At 72.4% G+C, this 18,665-nt stretch carries 16 protein-coding genes and 3 pseudogenes; 10 read left to right on the forward strand and 9 right to left on the reverse strand.

Features of this window, described 5'->3' with window-relative positions; all coding sequences use genetic code 11:
* Nucleotides 1-3: 3 nt before the first annotated feature.
* Nucleotides 4-885, forward strand: coding sequence for a phosphatase PAP2 family protein (locus tag ACOBQB_RS04120; RefSeq protein WP_423588858.1), 882 nt, complete (start codon nucleotides 4-6; stop codon nucleotides 883-885).
* On the forward strand, nucleotides 882-1,802 hold the full coding sequence (locus ACOBQB_RS04125; RefSeq protein WP_423588860.1) for a DMT family transporter: 921 nt from the start codon (nucleotides 882-884) through the stop codon (nucleotides 1,800-1,802). The genes ACOBQB_RS04120 and ACOBQB_RS04125 overlap by 4 nt, the downstream gene beginning before the upstream one ends.
* 106 nt (nucleotides 1,803-1,908) lie before the next feature.
* Here ACOBQB_RS04125 and ACOBQB_RS04130 read toward each other — a convergent pair whose 3' ends face one another.
* The 3 genes from ACOBQB_RS04130 to ACOBQB_RS04140 all read right to left on the reverse strand — a co-directional run bounded on the left by ACOBQB_RS04130 (nucleotide 1,909) and on the right by ACOBQB_RS04140 (nucleotide 5,145).
* Entirely contained in the window at nucleotides 1,909-2,811 is a 903-nt protein-coding gene (locus ACOBQB_RS04130) for a phospholipid scramblase-related protein (RefSeq protein WP_423588861.1), read from the reverse strand.
* A gap of 82 nt (nucleotides 2,812-2,893) precedes the next feature.
* Nucleotides 2,894-3,049 carry a hypothetical protein gene (locus ACOBQB_RS04135; RefSeq protein WP_423588862.1) on the reverse strand — a complete coding sequence of 52 codons (156 nt, stop codon included), beginning with the start codon at nucleotides 3,047-3,049 and terminating at the stop codon, nucleotides 2,894-2,896.
* Between the two features lie 38 nt (nucleotides 3,050-3,087).
* Nucleotides 3,088-5,145 (reverse strand): phosphocholine-specific phospholipase C, encoded by a 2,058-nt coding sequence (locus ACOBQB_RS04140; protein WP_423588864.1) that lies wholly within the window; start codon nucleotides 5,143-5,145, stop codon nucleotides 3,088-3,090.
* 383 nt (nucleotides 5,146-5,528) lie between these two features.
* Here ACOBQB_RS04140 and ACOBQB_RS04145 point away from each other — a divergent pair, with 383 nt between their 5' ends.
* The 4 genes and pseudogenes from ACOBQB_RS04145 to ACOBQB_RS04160 all read left to right on the forward strand — a co-directional run bounded on the left by ACOBQB_RS04145 (nucleotide 5,529) and on the right by ACOBQB_RS04160 (nucleotide 8,636).
* Complete coding sequence (locus ACOBQB_RS04145; RefSeq protein WP_423588866.1) at nucleotides 5,529-6,713, forward strand: serine hydrolase domain-containing protein; 1,185 nt, start codon at nucleotides 5,529-5,531, stop codon at nucleotides 6,711-6,713.
* 66 nt (nucleotides 6,714-6,779) lie between these two features.
* A complete protein-coding gene (locus ACOBQB_RS04150) occupies nucleotides 6,780-7,328 on the forward strand; it encodes a DinB family protein (protein WP_423588868.1) in 549 nt (182 codons plus the stop codon).
* A gap of 57 nt (nucleotides 7,329-7,385) precedes the next feature.
* A pseudogene (locus ACOBQB_RS04155) lies at nucleotides 7,386-8,122 on the forward strand (zinc-binding dehydrogenase).
* Between the two features lie 13 nt (nucleotides 8,123-8,135).
* On the forward strand, nucleotides 8,136-8,636 hold the full coding sequence (locus tag ACOBQB_RS04160) for an FBP domain-containing protein (protein ID WP_423588869.1): 501 nt from the start codon (nucleotides 8,136-8,138) through the stop codon (nucleotides 8,634-8,636).
* 49 nt (nucleotides 8,637-8,685) lie between these two features.
* Here ACOBQB_RS04160 and ACOBQB_RS04165 read toward each other — a convergent pair whose 3' ends face one another.
* A complete protein-coding gene (locus tag ACOBQB_RS04165) occupies nucleotides 8,686-9,075 on the reverse strand; it encodes a (2Fe-2S) ferredoxin domain-containing protein (protein WP_423588871.1) in 390 nt (129 codons plus the stop codon).
* Between the two features lie 96 nt (nucleotides 9,076-9,171).
* A complete protein-coding gene (locus tag ACOBQB_RS04170) occupies nucleotides 9,172-10,518 on the reverse strand; it encodes a 6-phospho-beta-glucosidase (protein WP_423588873.1) in 1,347 nt (448 codons plus the stop codon).
* Between the two features lie 96 nt (nucleotides 10,519-10,614).
* Between ACOBQB_RS04170 and ACOBQB_RS04175 the strand changes: the two genes are divergently transcribed.
* The gene (locus tag ACOBQB_RS04175) at nucleotides 10,615-11,493 is read left to right on the forward strand and encodes a hypothetical protein (RefSeq protein WP_423588875.1); all 879 of its coding nucleotides are present in this window, start codon (nucleotides 10,615-10,617) and stop codon (nucleotides 11,491-11,493) included.
* Nucleotides 11,494-11,570: 77 nt separating this feature from the next.
* Nucleotides 11,571-12,869, forward strand: a complete 1,299-nt coding sequence (locus ACOBQB_RS04180; protein ID WP_423588877.1) for an MFS transporter — start codon at nucleotides 11,571-11,573, stop codon at nucleotides 12,867-12,869.
* 56 nt (nucleotides 12,870-12,925) lie between these two features.
* Here the strand turns inward: ACOBQB_RS04180 and ACOBQB_RS04185 are convergent, their stop codons facing one another.
* From ACOBQB_RS04185 to ACOBQB_RS04195, 3 genes and pseudogenes are all read right to left on the reverse strand, one after another.
* Nucleotides 12,926-13,441 (reverse strand): thioesterase family protein, encoded by a 516-nt coding sequence (locus ACOBQB_RS04185; protein WP_423588879.1) that lies wholly within the window; start codon nucleotides 13,439-13,441, stop codon nucleotides 12,926-12,928.
* Nucleotides 13,438-14,347 (reverse strand): annotated as a pseudogene (locus ACOBQB_RS04190) (3-hydroxyacyl-CoA dehydrogenase NAD-binding domain-containing protein). Before ACOBQB_RS04190 ends, ACOBQB_RS04185 begins: the two are co-directional and overlap by 4 nt.
* A gap of 125 nt (nucleotides 14,348-14,472) precedes the next feature.
* Entirely contained in the window at nucleotides 14,473-15,060 is a 588-nt protein-coding gene (locus ACOBQB_RS04195; RefSeq protein ID WP_423588880.1) for a 3-keto-5-aminohexanoate cleavage protein, read from the reverse strand.
* On the opposite strand from ACOBQB_RS04195, the pseudogene ACOBQB_RS04200 reads away from it, so the two are divergent.
* Nucleotides 14,950-15,819: pseudogene (locus ACOBQB_RS04200) on the forward strand (ADP-ribosylglycohydrolase family protein); the annotation flags it as partial. The gene ACOBQB_RS04195 and the pseudogene ACOBQB_RS04200 sit on opposite strands and share 111 nt — an antisense overlap.
* Nucleotides 15,820-15,918: 99 nt before the next feature.
* On the forward strand, nucleotides 15,919-17,778 hold the full coding sequence (locus tag ACOBQB_RS04205) for an NAD-binding protein (RefSeq protein WP_423590379.1): 1,860 nt from the start codon (nucleotides 15,919-15,921) through the stop codon (nucleotides 17,776-17,778).
* A 20-nt stretch (nucleotides 17,779-17,798) separates the two neighbouring features.
* Here ACOBQB_RS04205 and ACOBQB_RS04210 read toward each other — a convergent pair whose 3' ends face one another.
* Nucleotides 17,799-18,650 carry a metallophosphoesterase family protein gene (locus ACOBQB_RS04210; RefSeq protein WP_423590381.1) on the reverse strand — a complete coding sequence of 284 codons (852 nt, stop codon included), beginning with the start codon at nucleotides 18,648-18,650 and terminating at the stop codon, nucleotides 17,799-17,801.
* Nucleotides 18,651-18,665 lie beyond the last annotated feature (15 nt).

The raw sequence follows: 18,665 nt of genomic DNA on the forward strand, positions 1-18,665 counted from the left end.
GGGATGGAATCCCGAACCGAGCCTGTCGAACGGGAGCCGGACATCACCGTCCGGGAGCCGGGCGCGACCGCCGTCCGGAAGCCGGACACATCTGCCCGACCGCCCCTCGTCCGCGAGCTCCTCCTCGTCGTAGGACTTTTCCTCGTCTACAAATTCGGCAGGCAGCTCGCCAACGGCCACACCGGCGAGGCGTTCGACAACGCGCACCGCGTGTGGGACGCCGAGCGGACGCTGCGGCTGCCCGGCGAGGGCGCCGTGCAGGACGCCCTGCTGAGCAGCGACACGCTGATCCACCTCGCGAACATCTACTACGCGACCGTGCACTTCCCGGCGACGCTGCTCTTCCTGGTCTGGCTGTACCTGCGCCGGCCCCGGCACTACGTCTGGACGCGGCGGGTCCTCGCCGCGCTGACCGCCGCCGCGCTCGTGCTGCACCTCGGCTTCCCGCTCGCGCCACCGCGGATGCTGACCGCCGCGCACCTCGTGGACACGGCGCAGGTGTACGGGCCCTCGGTGTACGCCGCGAAGCCCGCGACCGACACCATGGCCAACCAGTTCGCGGCCATGCCCTCCCTGCACTTCGGCTGGGCGCTGATGCTGGCCGTCGGCATGATCGTCGCGACCTCGACGCGGTGGCGCTGGCTGTGGCTGCTGCACCCCCTGCTGACGCTGCTGGTGATCGTCGGCACCGCGAACCACTACTGGCTCGACGCACTCGTGGCGACCGCGCTGCTCGGCGTCGCACTCGCGGTCCTCCGGCTGCCGCGCCCCGCCGGTTCGCTGGTCGTACGGCGCTCCGGGGACGCCCGTCCTGAGTCGGAGCCCCTGGCCACGGCCGGCCCCTGCCCCTCCCCCGAACTGATCACCTCGGGGGCCGGACAGTGAACGCCACCCTGCTCGCCGTCGCGCTCTCCCTCGTCTCGGCGGGCGCGTACGCCGCCGCCGCGGTCGCCCAGGAGCGGCTCGCCTCGCGGGTCACCGAGGGCGAGAGCGGGGCCCTGCGGATGCTCGCCAGCGGCGTCTGGTGGTCGTCGGTCGGGCTCAACGCCGCCGCCGCGCTGCTGCACGTGGCCGCCCTGAAGTACGGGCCTCTCACGCTGGTCCAGCCGCTGGGGGCGCTCACGCTCGTGGCCGCCGTGCCCCTCGGCGCGCGGCTCGCGGGGCGCCGGGTCACGCGTCTGGAGTGGCGCGGCACCGGGCTCACCCTCATCGGCCTCGGGGCGCTTCTCCTGACCGCTTCGGGACCGGCGCCGGACGACACGCTGACGGTGCCCGAGGCGCTGGTCGTGGCCGCCACGACGATGGCGGCCATCGGGGCGCTCTCCCGGCCGGGCACGCGGCCGGGGCTGCGGCACGCGACCGCGTCGGGCTTCGCCTCCGGCGTCGCCTCGGCGCTCACGCAGACCGTGACAGTCGCCGTGACCGACCGCTCGGGGCCGCTGCTCAGTCCGCAGGTGGTGATCGTGGCGCTGCTCGTCGCGGCGTTCGCCGCCGGTGGTCTGCTGCTCTCGCAGACCGCCTACCGCGGCGGCCTCGGCGCACCGCTCGCCGTGGTGACGCTGTCCAACCCGGTGGCGGCCTCGGTCATCGGCGTGGCCCTGCTCGGCGAGCGGCTGCGGGGCGGCGCCGGCGGGATCCTCGTCGCGGTGTCGGGCGCGACGGTGGCAGCGTACGGAGTCATGGTGCTCACCCGCTCACCCCGGACCCTCGCGGCCGCGCCGGTCCCAAAGGCTCCGGAGTACCTGCCCTCGATCCCCGGCCCCTCCGTCGAACCAGCGGCGCTGCACCTTTCACGGCCCTGACCGGCGGCGTGTATACGCGAAACGGCGTCGGCCGCTCTCCCTCGCGGGGAAGGGCGGCCGACGCCGTTTTCGTACGCACATACGTACACCTACGGGCGCGGCTCGGTCACCCGAAGCCGCGGGAGTCCTGCTTGAGGGCCGTGTCGACCGTCAGCGCCGTCGCCACGACGAGACTCAGGAGCGGCTCGGGCAGCTGGAAGTGGATCTGCAGGACGTAGTTGTCCGCGGTGGTGAACATGGTCTTGGCGAGACCTTCCCAGGTCTTCGTGATCCGGGCGACCTCGTTGTCCGCGTGGTCGACGATCGAGAAGTTCCAGGCCCGCCAGTTCTCCGCCTTGATCGCGCCGACCTGCCGGCCGTTCACCATCATCGCGAAGTTGATCTTGCCGATCATGTTCTGCTGGACGATCTCGCCGACCGGCTGCCCGTCGGCGCGCTCGACGACCACCCGCGACTTGATGAACTTCGCCGGACGGGTCAGCGTCATCTGCGGCTGGCCGTACGCGTCGCGGATCTCCAGCTTGTGCGTCATGAACTGGTCGAGGCTGGAGACAAAGCGCGCGACCTTCTTCAGCGTGCTCTGGCCGACCTGCACGACCGAGCCGAGCGTGTTGCCCGCCTGGTCCATCACGCTGTATTCGTTCGTCAGCTCGATGAGCTTGGCCTTCTGGTTCACGACCAGGACCGGCTCGGTGAACAGCGTGCCGCCGCCCTGCGCCGTCGGCGTGACGCCCGCCTGCTGCTGCACCTGGCGCTGCACCTTGGCCGGGTCGACGGCCGGGGGCGCGACCGGCGCGGCCTGCGGCTGACCGAACTGCCCCTGCGCGGCCTGCGGCTGCTGCGGGACCTGATGGGCCGGAACCTGCTGGGCCGGGGCCTGCGCCGGCTGGCCCTGGGGGGCCGCGCTGGTGTGCTCCGTCCACTGGGAGCCGTCCCACCAGCGGAGGAGTTGGGGCGCCCCGTGCGGATCCGGGTGCCAGCCTGCAGGTGTGTTCGAATGCGTTGTCACCCGGGTGACCCTACCTTCCGGATACGGGCGGTTTGCCAGTCCCTTGCCAGGTTGTGACCTCCTCGCGAGGCGGTCGGAACACTCACAGCGTCACCTCGACCTCCAGGGCACCTGCCGCGTCCCGGAGTTCCACCACCACGATCCGCCCCGCCGCCCGGATGTCACCCGAAGCCGCGGCGAACAGGACGAACTTGCCGACGTTCAGAGCAGCATCACGCCCCCGGGGCCCCGGCTTCACCCCCTCCGGGGCCCCTGTCAGTGCTCGGGTCGCGGCACTCAGCTCGTGATGATCGCCGGGTCGCTCACGCCCGCGGCGCCGGTCTCCACATGGCCCGCGAGCCGCCGCAGGAAGCCCGCGTCCGCGTCGGACTTCACGGTGATGTCGTACCAGCGGCTGCTCGCCCGCAGGTCGACGGTGTGCTGCACGGTGGCGCCCGCCTTGACCTTGAAGGTCTGGGGCGTGCCGCCGTAGGCGTTGGCCAGCGTCAGGTTCACGTCCGTGCCGCCGGCGTTCTTCAGGGTCAGCTTGAGGTTGCCCGTGGTTCCGTCGTGCCGGGCGGTGACCTCGGGGCCCGCCTTCTTGCCAGGGCCCTTGAAGGTGCGCAGGAAGCCGTTCGGGCCGAATACCGACAGGTCGTGCGCGCCCCCGGAGTACGCGGAGTTCCACGTGTCGGAGAGGGTCTTGCCCGCCTCCGTGGTGTATGTCCAGGGGCCGTCGGTGCGGTTGGCGGAGCGGACGTGGAAGCAGACGCCCGCCTTGTCGCCGCCGCCGAAGGTCAGCGTGAACTTCCCGGCGGCCACGTCCGCGCTGCCGTCCACCAGCGGGGCGTACGGCAGGGCGCGGGCGGGCCGGGAGCCGGCCTCCTGCTTGGGCAGCTTCGCCCCGGCGGGGGCCTTCGGCACGTAGTCGGGGTGGCGCTTGTTGTCCGGCGGTTCGTACGCGGCGGTGTCCGGCAGCGCCGCAGGGCCGGTGTCCTTGCCGCTGAAGTCGAAGGCGGAGGTGAGGTCGCCGCAGACCGCGCGGCGCCACGGCGAGATGTTCGGCTCCTTGACGCCGAAGCGCCGCTCCATGAACCGGATGATCGACGTGTGGTCGAAGACCTCGGAGTCCACGAAGCCGCCGGTGCTCCACGGGGAGACGACGATCATCGGGACGCGCTGGCCGAGGCCGTAGTGCCCGGCGGCGTAGGAGGCGTTGCCGGGGAAGTAGTCGAGCGTCGTGTCGACGGTGGACTTGCCCTGGGCGGCGTCCTTGGGGACGTACGGCGGGACGATGTGGTCGAAGTAGCCGTCGTTCTCGTCGTAGGTGACGAACACCGCCGTCTTCGCCCACACCTCGGGGTGGGCGGTGAGGGCGTCCAGGACCTGCGCGATGTACCAGGCACCGTAGTTCACCGGCCAGTTGGGGTGCTCGGTGAAGGCCTCGGGGCAGGCGATGTAGGAGACCTGCGGGAGGCGGTCCGCCTTCACGTCGGCCTTGAGGATGTCGAAGTAGCCGTCGCCCGCTTTGGCGTTGGTGCCGGTGCGGGCCTTGTCGTAGAGCGGGTCGCCGGGCTTGGCGTTCCGGTACTTGTTGAAGTAGAGGAGCGAGTTGTCGCCGTAGTTGCCCCGGTAGGCGTCGTCGATCCAGCCCCAGTGGCCCGCGGCGTCCAGGCCGTCGCCGATGTCCTGGTACACCTTCCAGGAGACGCCCGCCTGCTCCAGGCGCTCGGCGTACGTCGTCCAGTCGTAGCCCGCCTCCTGGTTGCCGAGGACCGGGCCGCCGCCCTTGCCGTCGTTGCCGACGTGGCCGGTGAGCATGTAGTAGCGGTTGGGGTCGGTGGCCCCGATGAACGAGCAGTGGTAGCTGTCGCAGATCGTGAACGCGTCGGCGAGCGCGTAGTGGAACGGGATGTCGTTCCGTTCGAGGTACGCCATCGTCCGCTCGGACTTCGCGGGGATCCACTGGTCGTACTTGCCGTTGTTGAACGCCTTGTGGCCGCCGGCCCAGTCGTGGTCGAGGCCCGCTATGAACTGCATGCCGAGGTTCTGGGCGTCCGGATGGAAGGGCAGGACCTCCTTGCCTCCACTCGGCTGGTTCCAGACCGGCTTGCCGTTGGGCAGCGTCACCGGGCGCGGGTCGCCGAAGCCCCGTACGCCCTTCATCGTTCCGAAATAGTGGTCGAAGGAACGGTTCTCCTGCATCAGCACCACGACGTGCTCGACGTCCTGGATGGTGCCGGTGGCGCGGCGCGCGGGCAGCGAGGCGGCGCGGGCGATGCTCTGGGTGAGCGCGGCGTAGGCCGCGGTGCCGCCGGCGAGCTGCATGAAGCGGCGCCGATTGAGTTCAGGCATGTGTATTCCGACCTCGTGTTTCGTGGGGTGTTTCGTGGGGGTGTTCCGTGGGGGGACGCGAGCGGGTGCAGTGTGCCAAGGGGAGCAAGCGATACGGAAGGGCCAGTGGCCGACGGGTGAAGAGAAGTCCAACCTTCGGCGGGCCCGACACAAGGCTTCGGCCGATTTCTCGTCGGCGGTCGTCCCGGGCGTGTCGGAAGGGCCGGCCGGAAGGACGCTGACGGTCGGCAGGACACTGTTGGCCGGAAGGACGCTGACGGTCGGCAGGACACTGTTGACCGGAAGGACGCTGCCGGTCGGCATGACGCGCCCCAAGGGTAGGTGCCACGGGCAACCATGCGGGACGATGAGGCCCCGATCCGTCTCACCGCCCGGGAGAGTCCATGACTGTGCGCGTCCACGGCACCTGCGCGCCCGGATTCGAGTCCGTCCGCGAGGAGTTCGTCCGCAACTTCACCGAGCGCGGCGATCTTGGAGCGTCCGTCGCGGCCACCGTCGACGGCGCGTTCGTCGTGGACCTGTGGGCAGGTGATGCCGACCGCACCGGCACCCGCCCCTGGGAGCGCGACACGCTGGTGAACATCTACTCCACCACCAAGGGGATGACGGCGCTCTGCGCCCATCTGCTGGTGGACCGCGGGGAGTTGGACCTGGACGCGCCGGTCGCGCGGTACTGGCCGCGGTTCGCGCAGGCGGGCAAGGCGGATATCCCGGTGCGGTGGCTGCTGAGTCACCGCAGCGGACTGATCGCGCCGGGCGAACCGCTCGGGCCCGGCGCGGTGTACGACTGGGAGAAGGTCACCGAGGCGCTGGCGGCCACCGCGCCGTGGTGGCCGCCGGGCACCGCGCAGGGTTATCACGCGGTGACGTTCGGCTTCCTGGTGGGCGAAGTGGTGCGACGCGTCACCGGGGTCTCGCTGGGCGCCTTCCTGCGCTCGGAGGTGACGGGGCCGCTGGGCGCCGACGTCTTCGTCGGGACACCGGCGGCTGAGCACGGGCGGTGCGCGGACATGGCGTCGGCAGTGGGCCAAGCCGGGAGCGAGCTCGGCCCGACCCCCGAACCGCCGGTGCGCGGCCTCGACGACCACCCGCTGGCGCCGGTCACGCTGGCTTTCCGCTACCTACCGCTCAGCCACGTGAACGGTGCGGCCTATCGGAGCGCGGAGATCCCCGCGGCCAACGGCCACGCCACCGCACGCGGCCTCGCCACCGTGTACCGCGCGTTGGCGTGCGGCGGGCTGCTCACCGCCGACACGGTGGAGCGGCTGCGCACACCGCAGGGCGGCGCCGGCGAACCGGACCTGGTGCTGCGCCTGACGACATCGCTCGCCGAGACCTGGTCGTGGGGGCTCGGCCTCATGCCCAACCAGTTCGGGCAGGCGGGCCCCAACCCCCGGGCCTTCGGGCACGGCGGGGCCGGTGGCTCGTACGCCTTCGCCGATCCGGAGAACCGCGTCTCGTACGCGTACACGATGAACCGCATGGGTGCCGGCACGTCCGGCGAGGACCTGCGCAGCGTCCACCTGGTCGGCGCGCTCTACAAGGCGCTGGGGTCACTGAACCACTGAATCACTGGGTCACCGAGTCACCGGGGTCGCTGAGGTGCGAGTGAACCCGCCCTGCATGATGGGGACATGAGCATACGCAGACGAGCCGTCTTCTTCACGGGCGAAGAGTCCGACGCCCGGTACGGCACCGACACCACCGCCGACGAGCGCACTCTGCTCGTCAACTTCCTGCGGGCCCAGCGCGCGACTCTGGAGCTCAAATGCGCCGGTCTGGAACGGGAGTTGGACCGGCGGTCCGTCGAGCCCTCCGCGCTGTCGCTCCTCGGTCTCGTCCGGCACCTCACCGACGTGGAGCGCCGCTGGTTCCGCCGGGATCTCGCCGGGCAGGACGCGGCGCCCCTCTACGCCACGCCGGACAACCCCGACCAGGACTTCGACGGGGCCGTTGCGGAGCCCGGGGCCGTCGAAGAGGCCTGGGCGGCCTGGCGCGCGGAGGTCCGGTTCGCCGAGGAGTTCGTCGCCGGGGCGGCCGATCTCGATGTCGAGGGCCACAACTCCTGGCTGGGCACGGTGTCCCTGCGCTGGGTACTGGTGCACATGATCGAGGAGTACGCGCGCCACAACGGCCACGCCGATCTGATCCGGGAGCGGATCGACGGCGCCGTGGGGCTGTGATGTCGCCGTCCGGGACGTACACGGCGTAGGTATGCACCCACACACGGTGGTCCCGAGGTGGAGGCCTTTGCCGACCTGCCGGTCCCTGAGCCCGGGCCGGGGCGGTTGCTCGTCGCGGTGCGGGCGGCGGGCGAACCCGGTCGACCGGACGCCCTCTCCTTCACGGACGCCGCGGCGCTGCCGGTCGCGGCCGCCACCGCGTACGACGGGCAGCGGCAGCTCGGCCTGCCCACCGGGTCGACGCTGCTGATCACCGGCGCCGGTGGCGGTGTCGGCGTCGCGGCGACGCAGCTCGCGCGCCACTTCGCGCTGCGTGTGGTCGGCACGGCCGGCGCGGCCAAGAGGGAGTTCGTGGAGTCGCTCGGGGCGGTCCATGTGGCGCGCGGCCCGCGGCTGGCGGAACGGGTGCGGGGCTCGGCGCCCGGCGGGCGCGTCGACGGCGTCTTCGACCTGGTCGGCGGCGCGGACCTGCCCGCTATCGCGGGCCTGCTGGGCGACCGTACGAAGCTGATCACCGCGGCGGCCAAGGAGACCGTCCGGGAGCTGGGCGGCGCCCTCGTCGCGCGGGCCCGGACCGCCGCCGTCCTGGACGAGCCGGCCCGGCTCGCCGTGCGGGCGTCCTGCGCCCGCACGTCACGGCGACCTACCCGCTGTCCCGCGCCGACGAGGCGCTGCGCGCGGTGGAGGGCGGCCATGCCCGGGGAAAGATCGTGATCGAGGTGGGTGCGTGGTCCGGCCAGGGTCACCGAGGGCGGCCGGGGAAAAATGGGAGGACGGTTCCGTTTATCCGTTGATATCTTCCGGATCATGGAACCCGTCAGTGAAAAAGAGATCCGCGCCTCCTTCGTGAACTGTTCGAAGGGCGAGGCGAACAGGCTCACGCTGCCGACGGGCTTCGCCGAGACCCCCTGGACCGACCTGGACTTCCTGGGCTGGCGCGACCCCAAGGCCCCCGAGCGCGGCTATGTGGTGACGTGGCGGGACGGCGAGCTCGTGGGCATCGCGCTGCGCGCCTCGACCGGGCCGCGCAAGAGCCTGCTCAAGTCCAGCATCTGCTCGGTCTGCGTGACCCCGCAGGCCGGCTCCGGCATCACGCTGCTCGTGGCCCCGAAGGCCGGTGCGGCGGGCCGCCAGGGCAACTCGGTCGGCCTGTACATCTGCGCGGACCTGGCCTGCTCCCTCTACGTACGCGGGAAGAAGACGACGGCACTCGCCCGCCGCATGGAGGAGAGCCTCTCGCCGGAGGAGCAGAACGCCAGGACGCTGCGGAACCTGCACGGCTTCCTGGACCAGGTCCTCGCCGGTTAGACCGCGAGGGATCCGCTTCGGCGGGGAATCCGCTGAGGCGGGAGACCCATTACACGGCGCGCGGATCCACCAGTTGCAGGGCGAGTGCCGGGGACGGCTCGGCGAGCCCCGGCCCGCCCGCCTCGGCCCAGGCGAGTATCCCGTCGAGGGACTCGTCGTCGGTGACGAAGCCCACCCAGGCCGCCCGGCCGCCGCGCCTGCGGCCCTCGTACGAGGGCTGGACGACGACGATATTGGCCTGGCCGCACGGCCCGAGGCAGTCGCTCGTGCGCACCGCGATCCGGCCCCGCGAGGCGGCCGCCGCCGAGCGCAGCCGCTCCAGCTGCCAGGCGTGGTCGATGCCGGGGTTCTTGCGGGCGTCGCCGCAGCAGCAGCCCCGGCACACGACGAGCGTGCAGGGGCGGCGGGCGGCGGCACCGATGGAGACGACAGGACTCATCCCGAGATCATCTCAGGCCCGCCGGGCACCCGGCGGCCCCGGTACCGTGCCGCCCGTCACCCGAGGCCTCAGGTACCGCACCGCCCCCGCCGGATGTCAGCCGCGGCCCAGGTAGGCGAGCCCCGGATGCGCCTCCCGGTAGCCCGCCACCAGGCGCCGCGCGACCGTCACGGAGTCGACGAGCGGGTGCAGGGCGAACGCCTTGACGGCGGTGGCGAGCGATCCGCTGTCCGCCGCGGCGAGCACCTCGCGCTCCACGGCCTTGACCGCGCACACAAGGCCGGTGGCGTGCCCCGGCAGCGGGGCCACCGTCATGGGGTGGGCGCCGTTGGCGTCGACGGAGCACGGCACCTCGATGACGGCGTCCGCGTCGAGCGCGGCGAGGGTGGTGCCGTTGCGGACGTTGAGGATCAGCGTCGCCCGTTCGTCCCGGGCGATGGCCCGCATCAGCGCCAGGGCTACCTTCTCGTACCCGCCGGACTCCAGGTCCTCCTCGGCCCGCTCCCCCACGCCCGCCGCTTCCCTGTTCTCCGCCATGTACGCCGCCTCGCGCTCGGCGAGGGTGTCGTGCCACGTCTTGAGGGCGGGTGTGCCGGGGTGCCGCATTCCGCTGTAGAAACGGGCCTGTTGGTCGTGGAGGAAGGCGCCTCGGGTCCGCTCGGCCTGCTGGTAGGCGCGGACGGTGTCGCGGTTGAAGTAGTAGTAGTGCAGGTATTCGTTGGGGATGGCGCCGAGCGACTGGAGCCAGTCGGCGCCGAAGAGCCTGCCCTGCTCGAAGGAGACGAGGAGGCCGTGGTCGGCGAGCAGCCGCGGCAGTTCGTCGCGGCCCCTGATGTGCAGCCCGCGCAGCCAGCCGAGGTGGTTGAGCCCCACGTAGTCGATGAAGGCCTCGTCGGGGTCGCCGCCGAGCACTTGGGCGACCCTGCGGCCGAGGCCCACGGGCGAGTCGCAGATGCCGATGACGCGGTCGCCGAGGTGGCGGGACATGGCCTCGGTGACCAGGCCCGCGGGGTTGGTGAAGTTGATGACCCAGGCGTCGGGGGCGAGCCGGGCGACGCGGCGCGCGATGTCGACGGCGACGGGCACGGTCCGCAGCCCGTACGCGATGCCGCCCGCGCCGACGGTCTCCTGGCCGAGGACCCCCTCGGCGAGGGCGACGCGTTCGTCGGCGGCGCGTCCCTCCAGGCCGCCGACGCGGATCGCGGAGAACACGAAGTCGGCGCCGCGCAGTGCCTCGTCGAGGTCGGTGGTGGCGGTGACGGTGGGCGCGTCCGGGATGCCCACCGCCTGTTCAGCGAGGACGCGGGCGATGGCTTCGAGCCGCGCCGCGTCCAGGTCGTGCAGGACGACGTCGGTGACGCGGCCCTCGGCACGGTCGCCGAGGAGGGCCCCGTACACGAGCGGCACGCGGAACCCGCCGCCGCCGAGAATTGCCAGCTTCACGTCTTCAACCGCCTTCTGTCGGACTGTTATCGCCGGGGCTCACGTTACGTACGATGGCGCGGCAGCGTTCCGACCCCCCACGGAGGTAGCGCCCCGATGACCCTTTGGAAGGCAGCAACCGCCCTGTTCGGTGCCGTCACTCTGGCGGTGATGACGGGCGGCGGCGCGTCGGCCGCGCCCGGCTCACCCGACTCCCCCACCTCACCCGGCGGCTGGCAGGAGTCCGGCACCTCGTACGTCAACTCCCTCACCGGCAGCCAGGGGCTGGCGAGCCGCGCGGACGGTTCTCTCCTCTACCGGGGCCTCGGTTCGATACCGATCGGCCTGCGCGTCAAGGGCTGGGGGCACATAGGCGACCCCGACATCGCGAACGGCCACACCTTCGACGCCTATCAGGGCGGTGACGGCGCGACGTCGAAGATGTTCGCGGTCACCACGCGGGACGGCGAGCGGCACCTCTACGAGCACCGGCTCGACGCGGACGAGAAGCTCAACAACTCCTTCGCCGCCGTCTCGCCCGACGCGCGGTGGCTGGTCTCCGGTGAGTGGGGCGGCCAGAAGCGGCTCCAGGTCTTCCCCGCGCCGCTGCTCAACCCCTCGACGCCGCCGGCCGGCGGAGCGCTCCCCCAGGCCGGGCAGATCACGCTCGACAAGCCGGTGCGCGACATCCAGGGCTGTGACTTCGTCTCTTCGACCCGGCTGGTGTGCGCGTCCAACGACGCGTCCAGGGAGCTGTTCCCCGAGGACCGGCCGGTCCTCCAGGTCGACCTGGAGCGGGCGCTCGACGGCCGCCCGGTGACCGGCCGCGTCTCCGCCCTCTTCGCGGTGCCGCAGCGCAGCGTCTGCTCGGGTTCCTTCGAGACGGAGGGCGTGGACTACGACTCGGCGCGGCGCACCCTGCGGGTCGAGGTGGTGCCGCCGGCGCCGTGTCTGGTGACGACAGCGGTGTACGCGTACAAGCCGACGACGGGCTGAGCCTCGCAGGGCCGGCCTTGTGTCCGGCTGACGGACAGGACGTGTGGGGCGCCGCCCCACAGGGGAAAGTCGTGATCATGACACAGCACGACCAGCAGGTGACCGACGCCTCCCCCGCCCACGAGCGGCGCCCGATACGGCAGTTGCTCGCCGCGTCGGTGGGCAACGCCGTGGAGTGGTACGACTGGTACGCGTACACCTTCCTCGCCACGTACATCGCCGACCAGGTCTTCCCCAAGAGCTCCGGGAACTCCCTGGTGCCGCTGCTCTCCACGTTCGCCGTCTTCGCCGTCGGCTTCTTCATGCGGCCCGTGGGCGGTCTGCTCATGGGCGCCGTCGCCGACCGGCGCGGCAGGCGCGCCGCGCTGACCGTCACCATCTTGCTGATGGGCGGCAGCAGTCTGCTCGTCGGCCTGACCCCGACCTACGCGTCCGTGGGCGTGCTCGCGCCGGTCGTGCTCGTCGCGGCGCGGCTGCTCCAAGGCCTGTCCGTGGGCGGCGAGTTCGCCGCGTCGACGACGTTCCTCGTGGAGTCGGCGGGGCCCCGGCGGCGGGGCCTGTTCTCCAGTTTCCAGTACGTCTCCACGAGCGCGGGCCAGCTGGCCGCCTCCGGTATCGCGGCCCTGCTGGTCGCCACGCTCTCCGACGGGCAGATGGACGGCTGGGGCTGGCGGCTGCCCTTCCTGCTGGGCGCGGTGCTCAGCCTGGTCGGCTTCTGGATCAGGCAGGGCGCCCACGAGACGCACCGGGCGCCCGCCGAACCGGGCGAGCGGCCCGGCCTGTTCGACGCGCTGCGCCACCACCCGCGCCAGTCGCTGCTGATCTGCGGGATCACGGCGGGCGGCACCATCGCGTACTACACGTGGACGTCGTACCTGCCGACGTACGCCGAGCTGAACACCGACATCAGCAAGAGCCAGGCGCTGCTCGCGGGCACCCTCTCCCTCGCGTTCTTCGCGCTGCTCCAGCCGGTCGGCGGGCTGCTCTCCGACCGGCTGGGGCGCAGGCCGCCGCTGCTGTTCTTCGGCATCGGGTTCGCGGTCCTGAGCGTGCCGCTGCTCAAGTCCCTCAACGGGTCGTTCGGTTCGCTGCTGCTCGTGAGCTGCGCGGGCATGGTGCTGCTCACCGGCTTCACGTCGATCTCGGCGGCCGTGAACGCGGAGGTGTTCCCCGCGCGGGTGCGGGCCGCCGGGATCGGCTTCCCGTACTCGCTCACCGTCGCGCTGTTCGGCGGCACGGCGCCGTACATGGGCACCCTGTTCAAGGAGATCGACAGGCCCGGCCTGTTCCCCTGGTACGTGGCCGTGATCTGCCTCGCGTCGTCGGTGGTGTATCTGCGCCTTCCGGAGACGGCGCACAAGGAGCTGGAGCGCTAGGAGCCGGAGCGCCAGGAGCCGGAGCGTGAGGAGCCGGAGCGTGAGGAGCCGGAGCGTCAGTCGTCCTTCGGCACGGCCGTGATGGAGCGGCCCGCCCACTCGGGGGCCGCTTCCGTGAGACCGGTCAGGCGCTCGCGGATCTCTTCCGGGAAGGGGGTGGCGCGGCCCGCGTTCTGGTCGACGTGGAGGGCGAGCAGCTCGGTGGTGGCCACGGGGGCGGCGTCCGGCGCCGGTGCGTCCTCCGCGCCCTCGACGACGTACATCTCGTGCGTGAAGCGCGCCTTCTTCGCGTCGGCGCCCAACAGGCGGGTGTGGACGGCGAGATGGGCGCCTTCCGGTACGTCGCTCAGGTACCGGATGTGTGCCTCGACGGTGTAGAGGGAGCAGCCGGTGGACTCGCGGTAGCCCGCGTGCAGGCCGGTCTCGATCATCATGGCGTCGGTGGCGTAGCCGAAGACGAGGACGTGGAAGGCCTCGCTCATGTGGCCGTTGTAGTCGATCCACTCGGCGCGGACCTGCCGGTGGAGCAGGGGCAGGGCCGGGGCCGGGGCCGGAGCCGGGGCCGGAGTCACTTGGCGTCCTTCCGCTGCTGGGGCAGGCGGCCCGTCGCGCGCAGTACGTCGATGACGCCCTGGTCACGCTCGGCGACCAGGTTCGCGATGGTCCGCCCGGCGGCCTCCTCGTCGCATCCGGCGACGACGGGCGTCATAGAGCTTCTTGTCCAGTTCCGGTGCTTCCAGGCGCGTCCACGGCGACTTCAGGGACGGGCCGAAGTGGTCGAGCATGTGCGCCATGCCGCCCTCGCCGCCCGCGAGCGCGAAGGTGAGCATGGGGCCCATGAACGCCCAGCGCAGGCCTGGGCCCTCGGTGATGGAGTCGTCGATCTCCTGGACGGTCGCTTCGCCGTTGGCCACCATGTGCAGGGCCTCGCGCCACAGGGCTTCCTGAAGGCGGTTGGCGATGAAGCCGGGGACCTCGCTCTTCATCGTGATCACGGACTTGCCCGCGATCTCGTAGAAGCGGGAGGCCCAGGTGACGGCCTCGGCGGCGGTCCGCTCGCCGCCGACGACCTCCACCAGCGGGATCAGGTACGGCGGGTTGAAGGGGTGCCCGACGACGAGGCGGCCGGGGTCGGCGGCCTCGGTCTGCATGTCGGTCATGGGGTAGCCGGAGGTGGAGGAGGCGATGACGACTCCGGCGGGAGCGGCGGCGTCCAGCTTCGCGAGCAGGTCGCGCTTGAGTTCCAGCTTCTCGGGGGCGCTCTCCTGCACGAACTGGGCGTCGGCGACGGCCTCTTCGAGGGTCGCGGTGACGGTCAGCCGGTCCTGCGAAGCGCCCTCGGCGAGGCCGAGCTGCGTGAGCGCGGGCCAGGCCGCCTCGACCAGTCGGCGCAGCCGCTGCTCGGCGTCGGGGGCGGGGTCCCAGGCGGTCACGTCGTAGCCGCGGGCCAGGAAGTGGGCGACCCAGCCGCCACCGATGGTGCCCGCGCCGACGCAGGCGACGCGGCGGACGTGTTCGGGGGGTGTGGGGGGGCGTGGTGGCGAGGGGCACGGTGGTGGGGGCCATGATGTTGGGGGTCCTTTCGGTGCGGATGCGGAAGGCGTCAGGTCCGGGGCTTGAGGCCCAGCTTCAGCCGGGCCTCATCCGGCGTGGCCACCCGCGAACCAAGGCTTTCCGTGATCTGCACGGCGCGCTCGACGAGCTGCGCGTTCGTCGCCTTGTTGCCCTTGCCGAGGTAGAGATTGTCCTCCAGGCCGACGCGGACGTGGCCGCCGAGCAGGATGGACTGCGCGACCCACAGCATCTGCATGCGGCCGAGCGCGAAGCTCGCCCACCGCGCTCCTTCCGGCAGCATGTTGACCATGGACTGGAGGACGCCCGGGTCGGCGGGGGCGCCCCAGAGCGGCTCGTCCGGGTCGATGACGAGGTCGCCGCCCATGCCCGCCGTGAGGTTGATGACGACGTCGGTGCCGGTCTCGTTCAGTATGCTCCCCCGATGAACCGTCGACAGCGCGCGGCAGGGGCCCTCGTCGGGTCCGCGGTCGGGGACGCCTTGGGCGCCCCCTTCGAGTTCGGCCCCGAAGGGGCGTTCTCCGCGCGCTTCCCGGTCGGCGGCCACGACGATGAGATGTGCGGGGGCGGCGGCTGGGACCCGGGAGAGGCGACGGACGACACGCAGATGGCCCTGCATGTCGCCGCGTCCCTGCTCGAACGCGGCGGGCTCGACCTGCCGGACATCTTCGAGCGCTTCCGGCGGTGGGCGGCGGACGAACCGAAGGACATCGGGCTCCAGACCGAGGACGTCCTCACCAACGGCGTGCCGTGGGACCGGGCCGCACGGGCCCACTTCGAGGTCAACATCCGTGCGGCGGGCAACGGCTCGCTCATGCGCGCCACCACCTCGGCCCTGTACTTCGCCCCGGCGGGGCAGGCCGCCACCATGGACGCGGCACGCCGCATCGCCGCCCTCACCCACGGCGACCGGGCCGCCTGGGAGGGCACCGCCGTCTTCCACGAGCTGATGCGCCTGGCCCTGGACGGCGCCGATCCGCTCGCCGCGCTCCCGCGCGTCCTGCCCCTCGTCCACCCCGAGCACCGGGCGCGCTACGCCGTGGTCCTCGCACCCACCTGGCACCCCGACGACGCCACCGAGTTCAACGGCGCCGTCTGGCCGTGCCTGGGCTCCGCGGTCTGGGCGCTGCGTACGACGGCGTCCTTCGAGGACGCGTTGCGCGTCGCCGTCGACCTGGGCGGCGACACCGACACCGTCGCGGCGGTCACGGGCGCCCTGGCCGGCGCGCGGTACGGGCTCGGTGCGATCCCCGCCCGCTGGACCGGCCCCCTCCATGTGCCGCTGCCGGGGGCGGGCGAGGCGGGGCGTGTGGTGCGGCTCGCGGGGCTCGTGGACATCGCCGGACGGCTCGACGCGGGGAACCGGCCGCCGCGTTGAGGCACTCTTCTCCCTGTGTCGTACGCATCTTCGCTTCCCCCGCTTCCCCCGCTTCCCCCGCTTCCTCCGCAGCGCCCGCCGTTCCCCGCCACCGGCCACATGGTCGTCTGCGGCGGTGACGAGGCCCTGGCGCACCGGCTCGCCGCCGAACTCCGCGGTGTCTACGGCGAGCAGGTCGTCCTCGTCGTACCGCCCGCGGGCGGCGGGGAGCGGGCCCCGTCGAACTCAGCGGCGGGGCGGGCCCGGACCACCGCGCTGATCGGGCGGATCACCGCCGCCGTGTCCCGTACCACCGGGAACGGCAACGGAGGCGGCGAGGCCGAGGGACAGGTGCCGCTGACGGTCGAAGCCGCCGAAATTGGTGACGACGCGCTCGTCGACGCGGGGGTTCCGCAGGCCGGCGCCCTCGCGCTCGTCCATGACGACGACGAGACCAACATCCGCACCGCCCTGGCCGCCCGGCGCCTCAACCCCCGGCTGCGGCTGGTGATCCGGCTCTACAACCGCAAGCTGGGGCAGCACCTGGAGGAACTGCTCGACCAGGCCGCCGCCGTGGCCGGCCTGGACACCACCGACGCCACCGTCACCGTCCTGTCGGACGCCGACACCGCCGCCCCGGCGCTCGCCGCCACCGCCGTCGCGGGCACCAGCAAGGTCGTTCACGCGGACGGGCTGCTGCTGCGCGCCGTGGAGCGTACGCCTCCCGAGCCGGGCGACGTGGCGCCGCGCGGTCTCGCCACGCTGGCGCTGCTCTCGGCCACCGCCAACGACCCCGCGGGCGCGGAGGGTTCGGACGAGTCGGGTGGCGGAGCGGGCCCGCTGCTGCTGCCCGACGACGACGCCGTGGCCGCCGCGCCGGGCCGGGGCGCGCTGGTCCTGGAGGCCGTGTCGTACTCCGGGTCCGCGCCGGCGCCCGGGTTCCTGGCGGGGCGCGGGGTGCCGCTGCGCCAGTTGTTCTCGCGGCGGCTGCGCTGGTCGGCGGCCGGCTTCGCCGCCGCTGTCCTGGGGCTCGCGATCGCCTCGATCGTGACGGCGGGCGGCTCCCCGCTGCACGCGACGTATCTGACCCTCCTCGACCTCTTCTCGATCAACGATCCCGCCACTGAAGGGCCGATGAGCCGCCAGATCCTCCAACTCCTGGCCGGCCTCATCGGGTTGCTGCTGCTGCCGATCCTGTTCGCCGCCGTCCTGGAGGCCCTCGGCACCTTCCGCACCGCGTCCTCGCTGCGCCGTCCGCCGCGCGGCCTCTCCGGCCACGTCGTCCTGCTCGGCCTCGGCAAGGTCGGCACCCGGGTCCTGTCCCGGCTGCGGGAACTGGACATCCCAGTGGTGTGCGTGGAGGCGGACCCCGAGGCGCGCGGCATCTCCCTGGCGCGGCGGCTGCGCGTGCCCACCGTGATCGGCGATGTCACCGAGGAGGGCGTCCTGGAGGCGGCCAAGATCCAGCGCGCGCACGCCCTGCTCGCCGTGACCAGCGCGGACACGATCAACCTCGAAGCGGCCCTGTACGCGCGGTCGGTCAAGCCCGATCTGCGGGTGGCGCTGCGGCTGTACGACGACGCGTTCGCCACCGCCGTCTACCGCACCCTGCGGGCCGCGCACCCCGGCGCCCTGACGCGCAGCCGCAGCGTGTCGACGCTGGCCGCGCCCGCGTTCGCCGGGGCGATGATGGGCCGTCAGATCCTGGGCGCGCTGCCCGTCGAGCGCTCGGTGCTGCTCTTCGCGGCGCTCGACGTCTCGCTCCAGCCGCAGCTGACCGGTCGCGCCGTCGCCGAGGTGTTCCGCCCCGGGGCGTGGCGCGTGGTCGCGCTGGAGCGCTCGTCCGGCGCGGAGTCGGGCCTGGAGTGGGACCTTGACCCGGAGTACGTGCTGCGGCCGCAGGACCGCGTCGTCCTGGCGGCCACCCGGCAGGGCCTGGCGGAACTCCTCGCGCGCAGACCGCTGCCGGCCCGCCCGTGACAGAGCCGCCCGGCCCGCGCTCAGCCCGCGTCCGGCACCGGCAGGATCTGGCGCAGGTGCGGGTCGGGGTGGAAGTCCCTGCGCCACTCGCGGGGGTAGCCGACCGATGCCTCCACGTGGCGTACGCCGTCGTGCCAGGTGGTGCGGGGGATGTGCAGATGGCCGTAGACGACGGCCGTGGCGTCGTACTTCACGTGCCAGTCCGCGCTCAGCTCGGTGCCGCACCACAGGGCGAACTCGGGGTAGTGCAGGACCCGGGTGGGTTCGCGCAGCAGCGGCCAGTGGTTGATGAGGACGGTGGGCAGGCCGGCGGGCCGCTCGGCGAGCCGCTCCTCGGTGAGCTTGACCCGGGCACGGGACCAGTCGTCGCGGGTCGCGTAGGGGTCGGGGTGCAGGAAGTACTCGTCGGTGCAGACCACGCCCGCCTCGTGCGCGACGGCGAGGGCCTCCTCCTTGGTGTGGGTCCCCTCGGGGCGGAAGCTGTAGTCGTAGAGGAGGAACAGCGGGGCGACGGTGACGGGGCCGCCCGCGCCGCGCCACACCGGGTAGGGGTCCTCGGGAGTGGCGATCCCCAGGTCGCGGCAGAGCGCGACGAGGTGCTGATAGCGCTCCTCGCCGCGCAGCTGGACCGGATCGTCCGCAGGTGTCCACAGCTCGTGGTTGCCGGGCGACCACACCACCTTGGCGAACCGCCCGGCGAGCATGCGCAGCGCCCACTCGATGTCGGCCATGCGCTCGGCGACGTCTCCCGCGACTATCAGCCAGTCCCCGTCCGTCTGCGGCCGGATGGTCTCGACGTACTTCCTGTTATCCGCGTACGCGACGTGCAGGTCGCTGATCGCCAGCAGCTTCGGAGTCTTCTCGGATGCCATCACCGTGCGAGGCTA

The organism is Streptomyces sp. G5(2025), assembly GCF_049542075.1.
Taxonomy (GTDB): domain Bacteria; phylum Actinomycetota; class Actinomycetes; order Streptomycetales; family Streptomycetaceae; genus Streptomyces.

Bases quoted from the DNA above. Each gene is read 5' to 3' on its own strand.
- ACOBQB_RS04180 (WP_423588877.1), top strand. From the start codon at position 11,571: ATGACACAGCACGACCAGCAGGTGACCGACGCCTCCCCCGCCCACGAG.
- ACOBQB_RS04140 (WP_423588864.1), bottom strand. From the start codon at position 5,145: ATGCCTGAACTCAATCGGCGCCGCTTCATGCAGCTCGCCGGCGGCACC.
- ACOBQB_RS04160 (WP_423588869.1), top strand. From the start codon at position 8,136: ATGGAACCCGTCAGTGAAAAAGAGATCCGCGCCTCCTTCGTGAACTGT.
- ACOBQB_RS04175 (WP_423588875.1), top strand. From the start codon at position 10,615: ATGACCCTTTGGAAGGCAGCAACCGCCCTGTTCGGTGCCGTCACTCTG.
- ACOBQB_RS04145 (WP_423588866.1), top strand. From the start codon at position 5,529: ATGACTGTGCGCGTCCACGGCACCTGCGCGCCCGGATTCGAGTCCGTC.
- ACOBQB_RS04210 (WP_423590381.1), bottom strand. From the start codon at position 18,650: ATGGCATCCGAGAAGACTCCGAAGCTGCTGGCGATCAGCGACCTGCAC.
- ACOBQB_RS04195 (WP_423588880.1), bottom strand. From the start codon at position 15,060: ATGCAGGGCCATCTGCGTGTCGTCCGTCGCCTCTCCCGGGTCCCAGCC.
- ACOBQB_RS04165 (WP_423588871.1), bottom strand. From the start codon at position 9,075: ATGAGTCCTGTCGTCTCCATCGGTGCCGCCGCCCGCCGCCCCTGCACG.
- ACOBQB_RS04120 (WP_423588858.1), top strand. From the start codon at position 4: ATGGAATCCCGAACCGAGCCTGTCGAACGGGAGCCGGACATCACCGTC.
- ACOBQB_RS04150 (WP_423588868.1), top strand. From the start codon at position 6,780: ATGAGCATACGCAGACGAGCCGTCTTCTTCACGGGCGAAGAGTCCGAC.
- ACOBQB_RS04205 (WP_423590379.1), top strand. From the start codon at position 15,919: ATGGTCGTCTGCGGCGGTGACGAGGCCCTGGCGCACCGGCTCGCCGCC.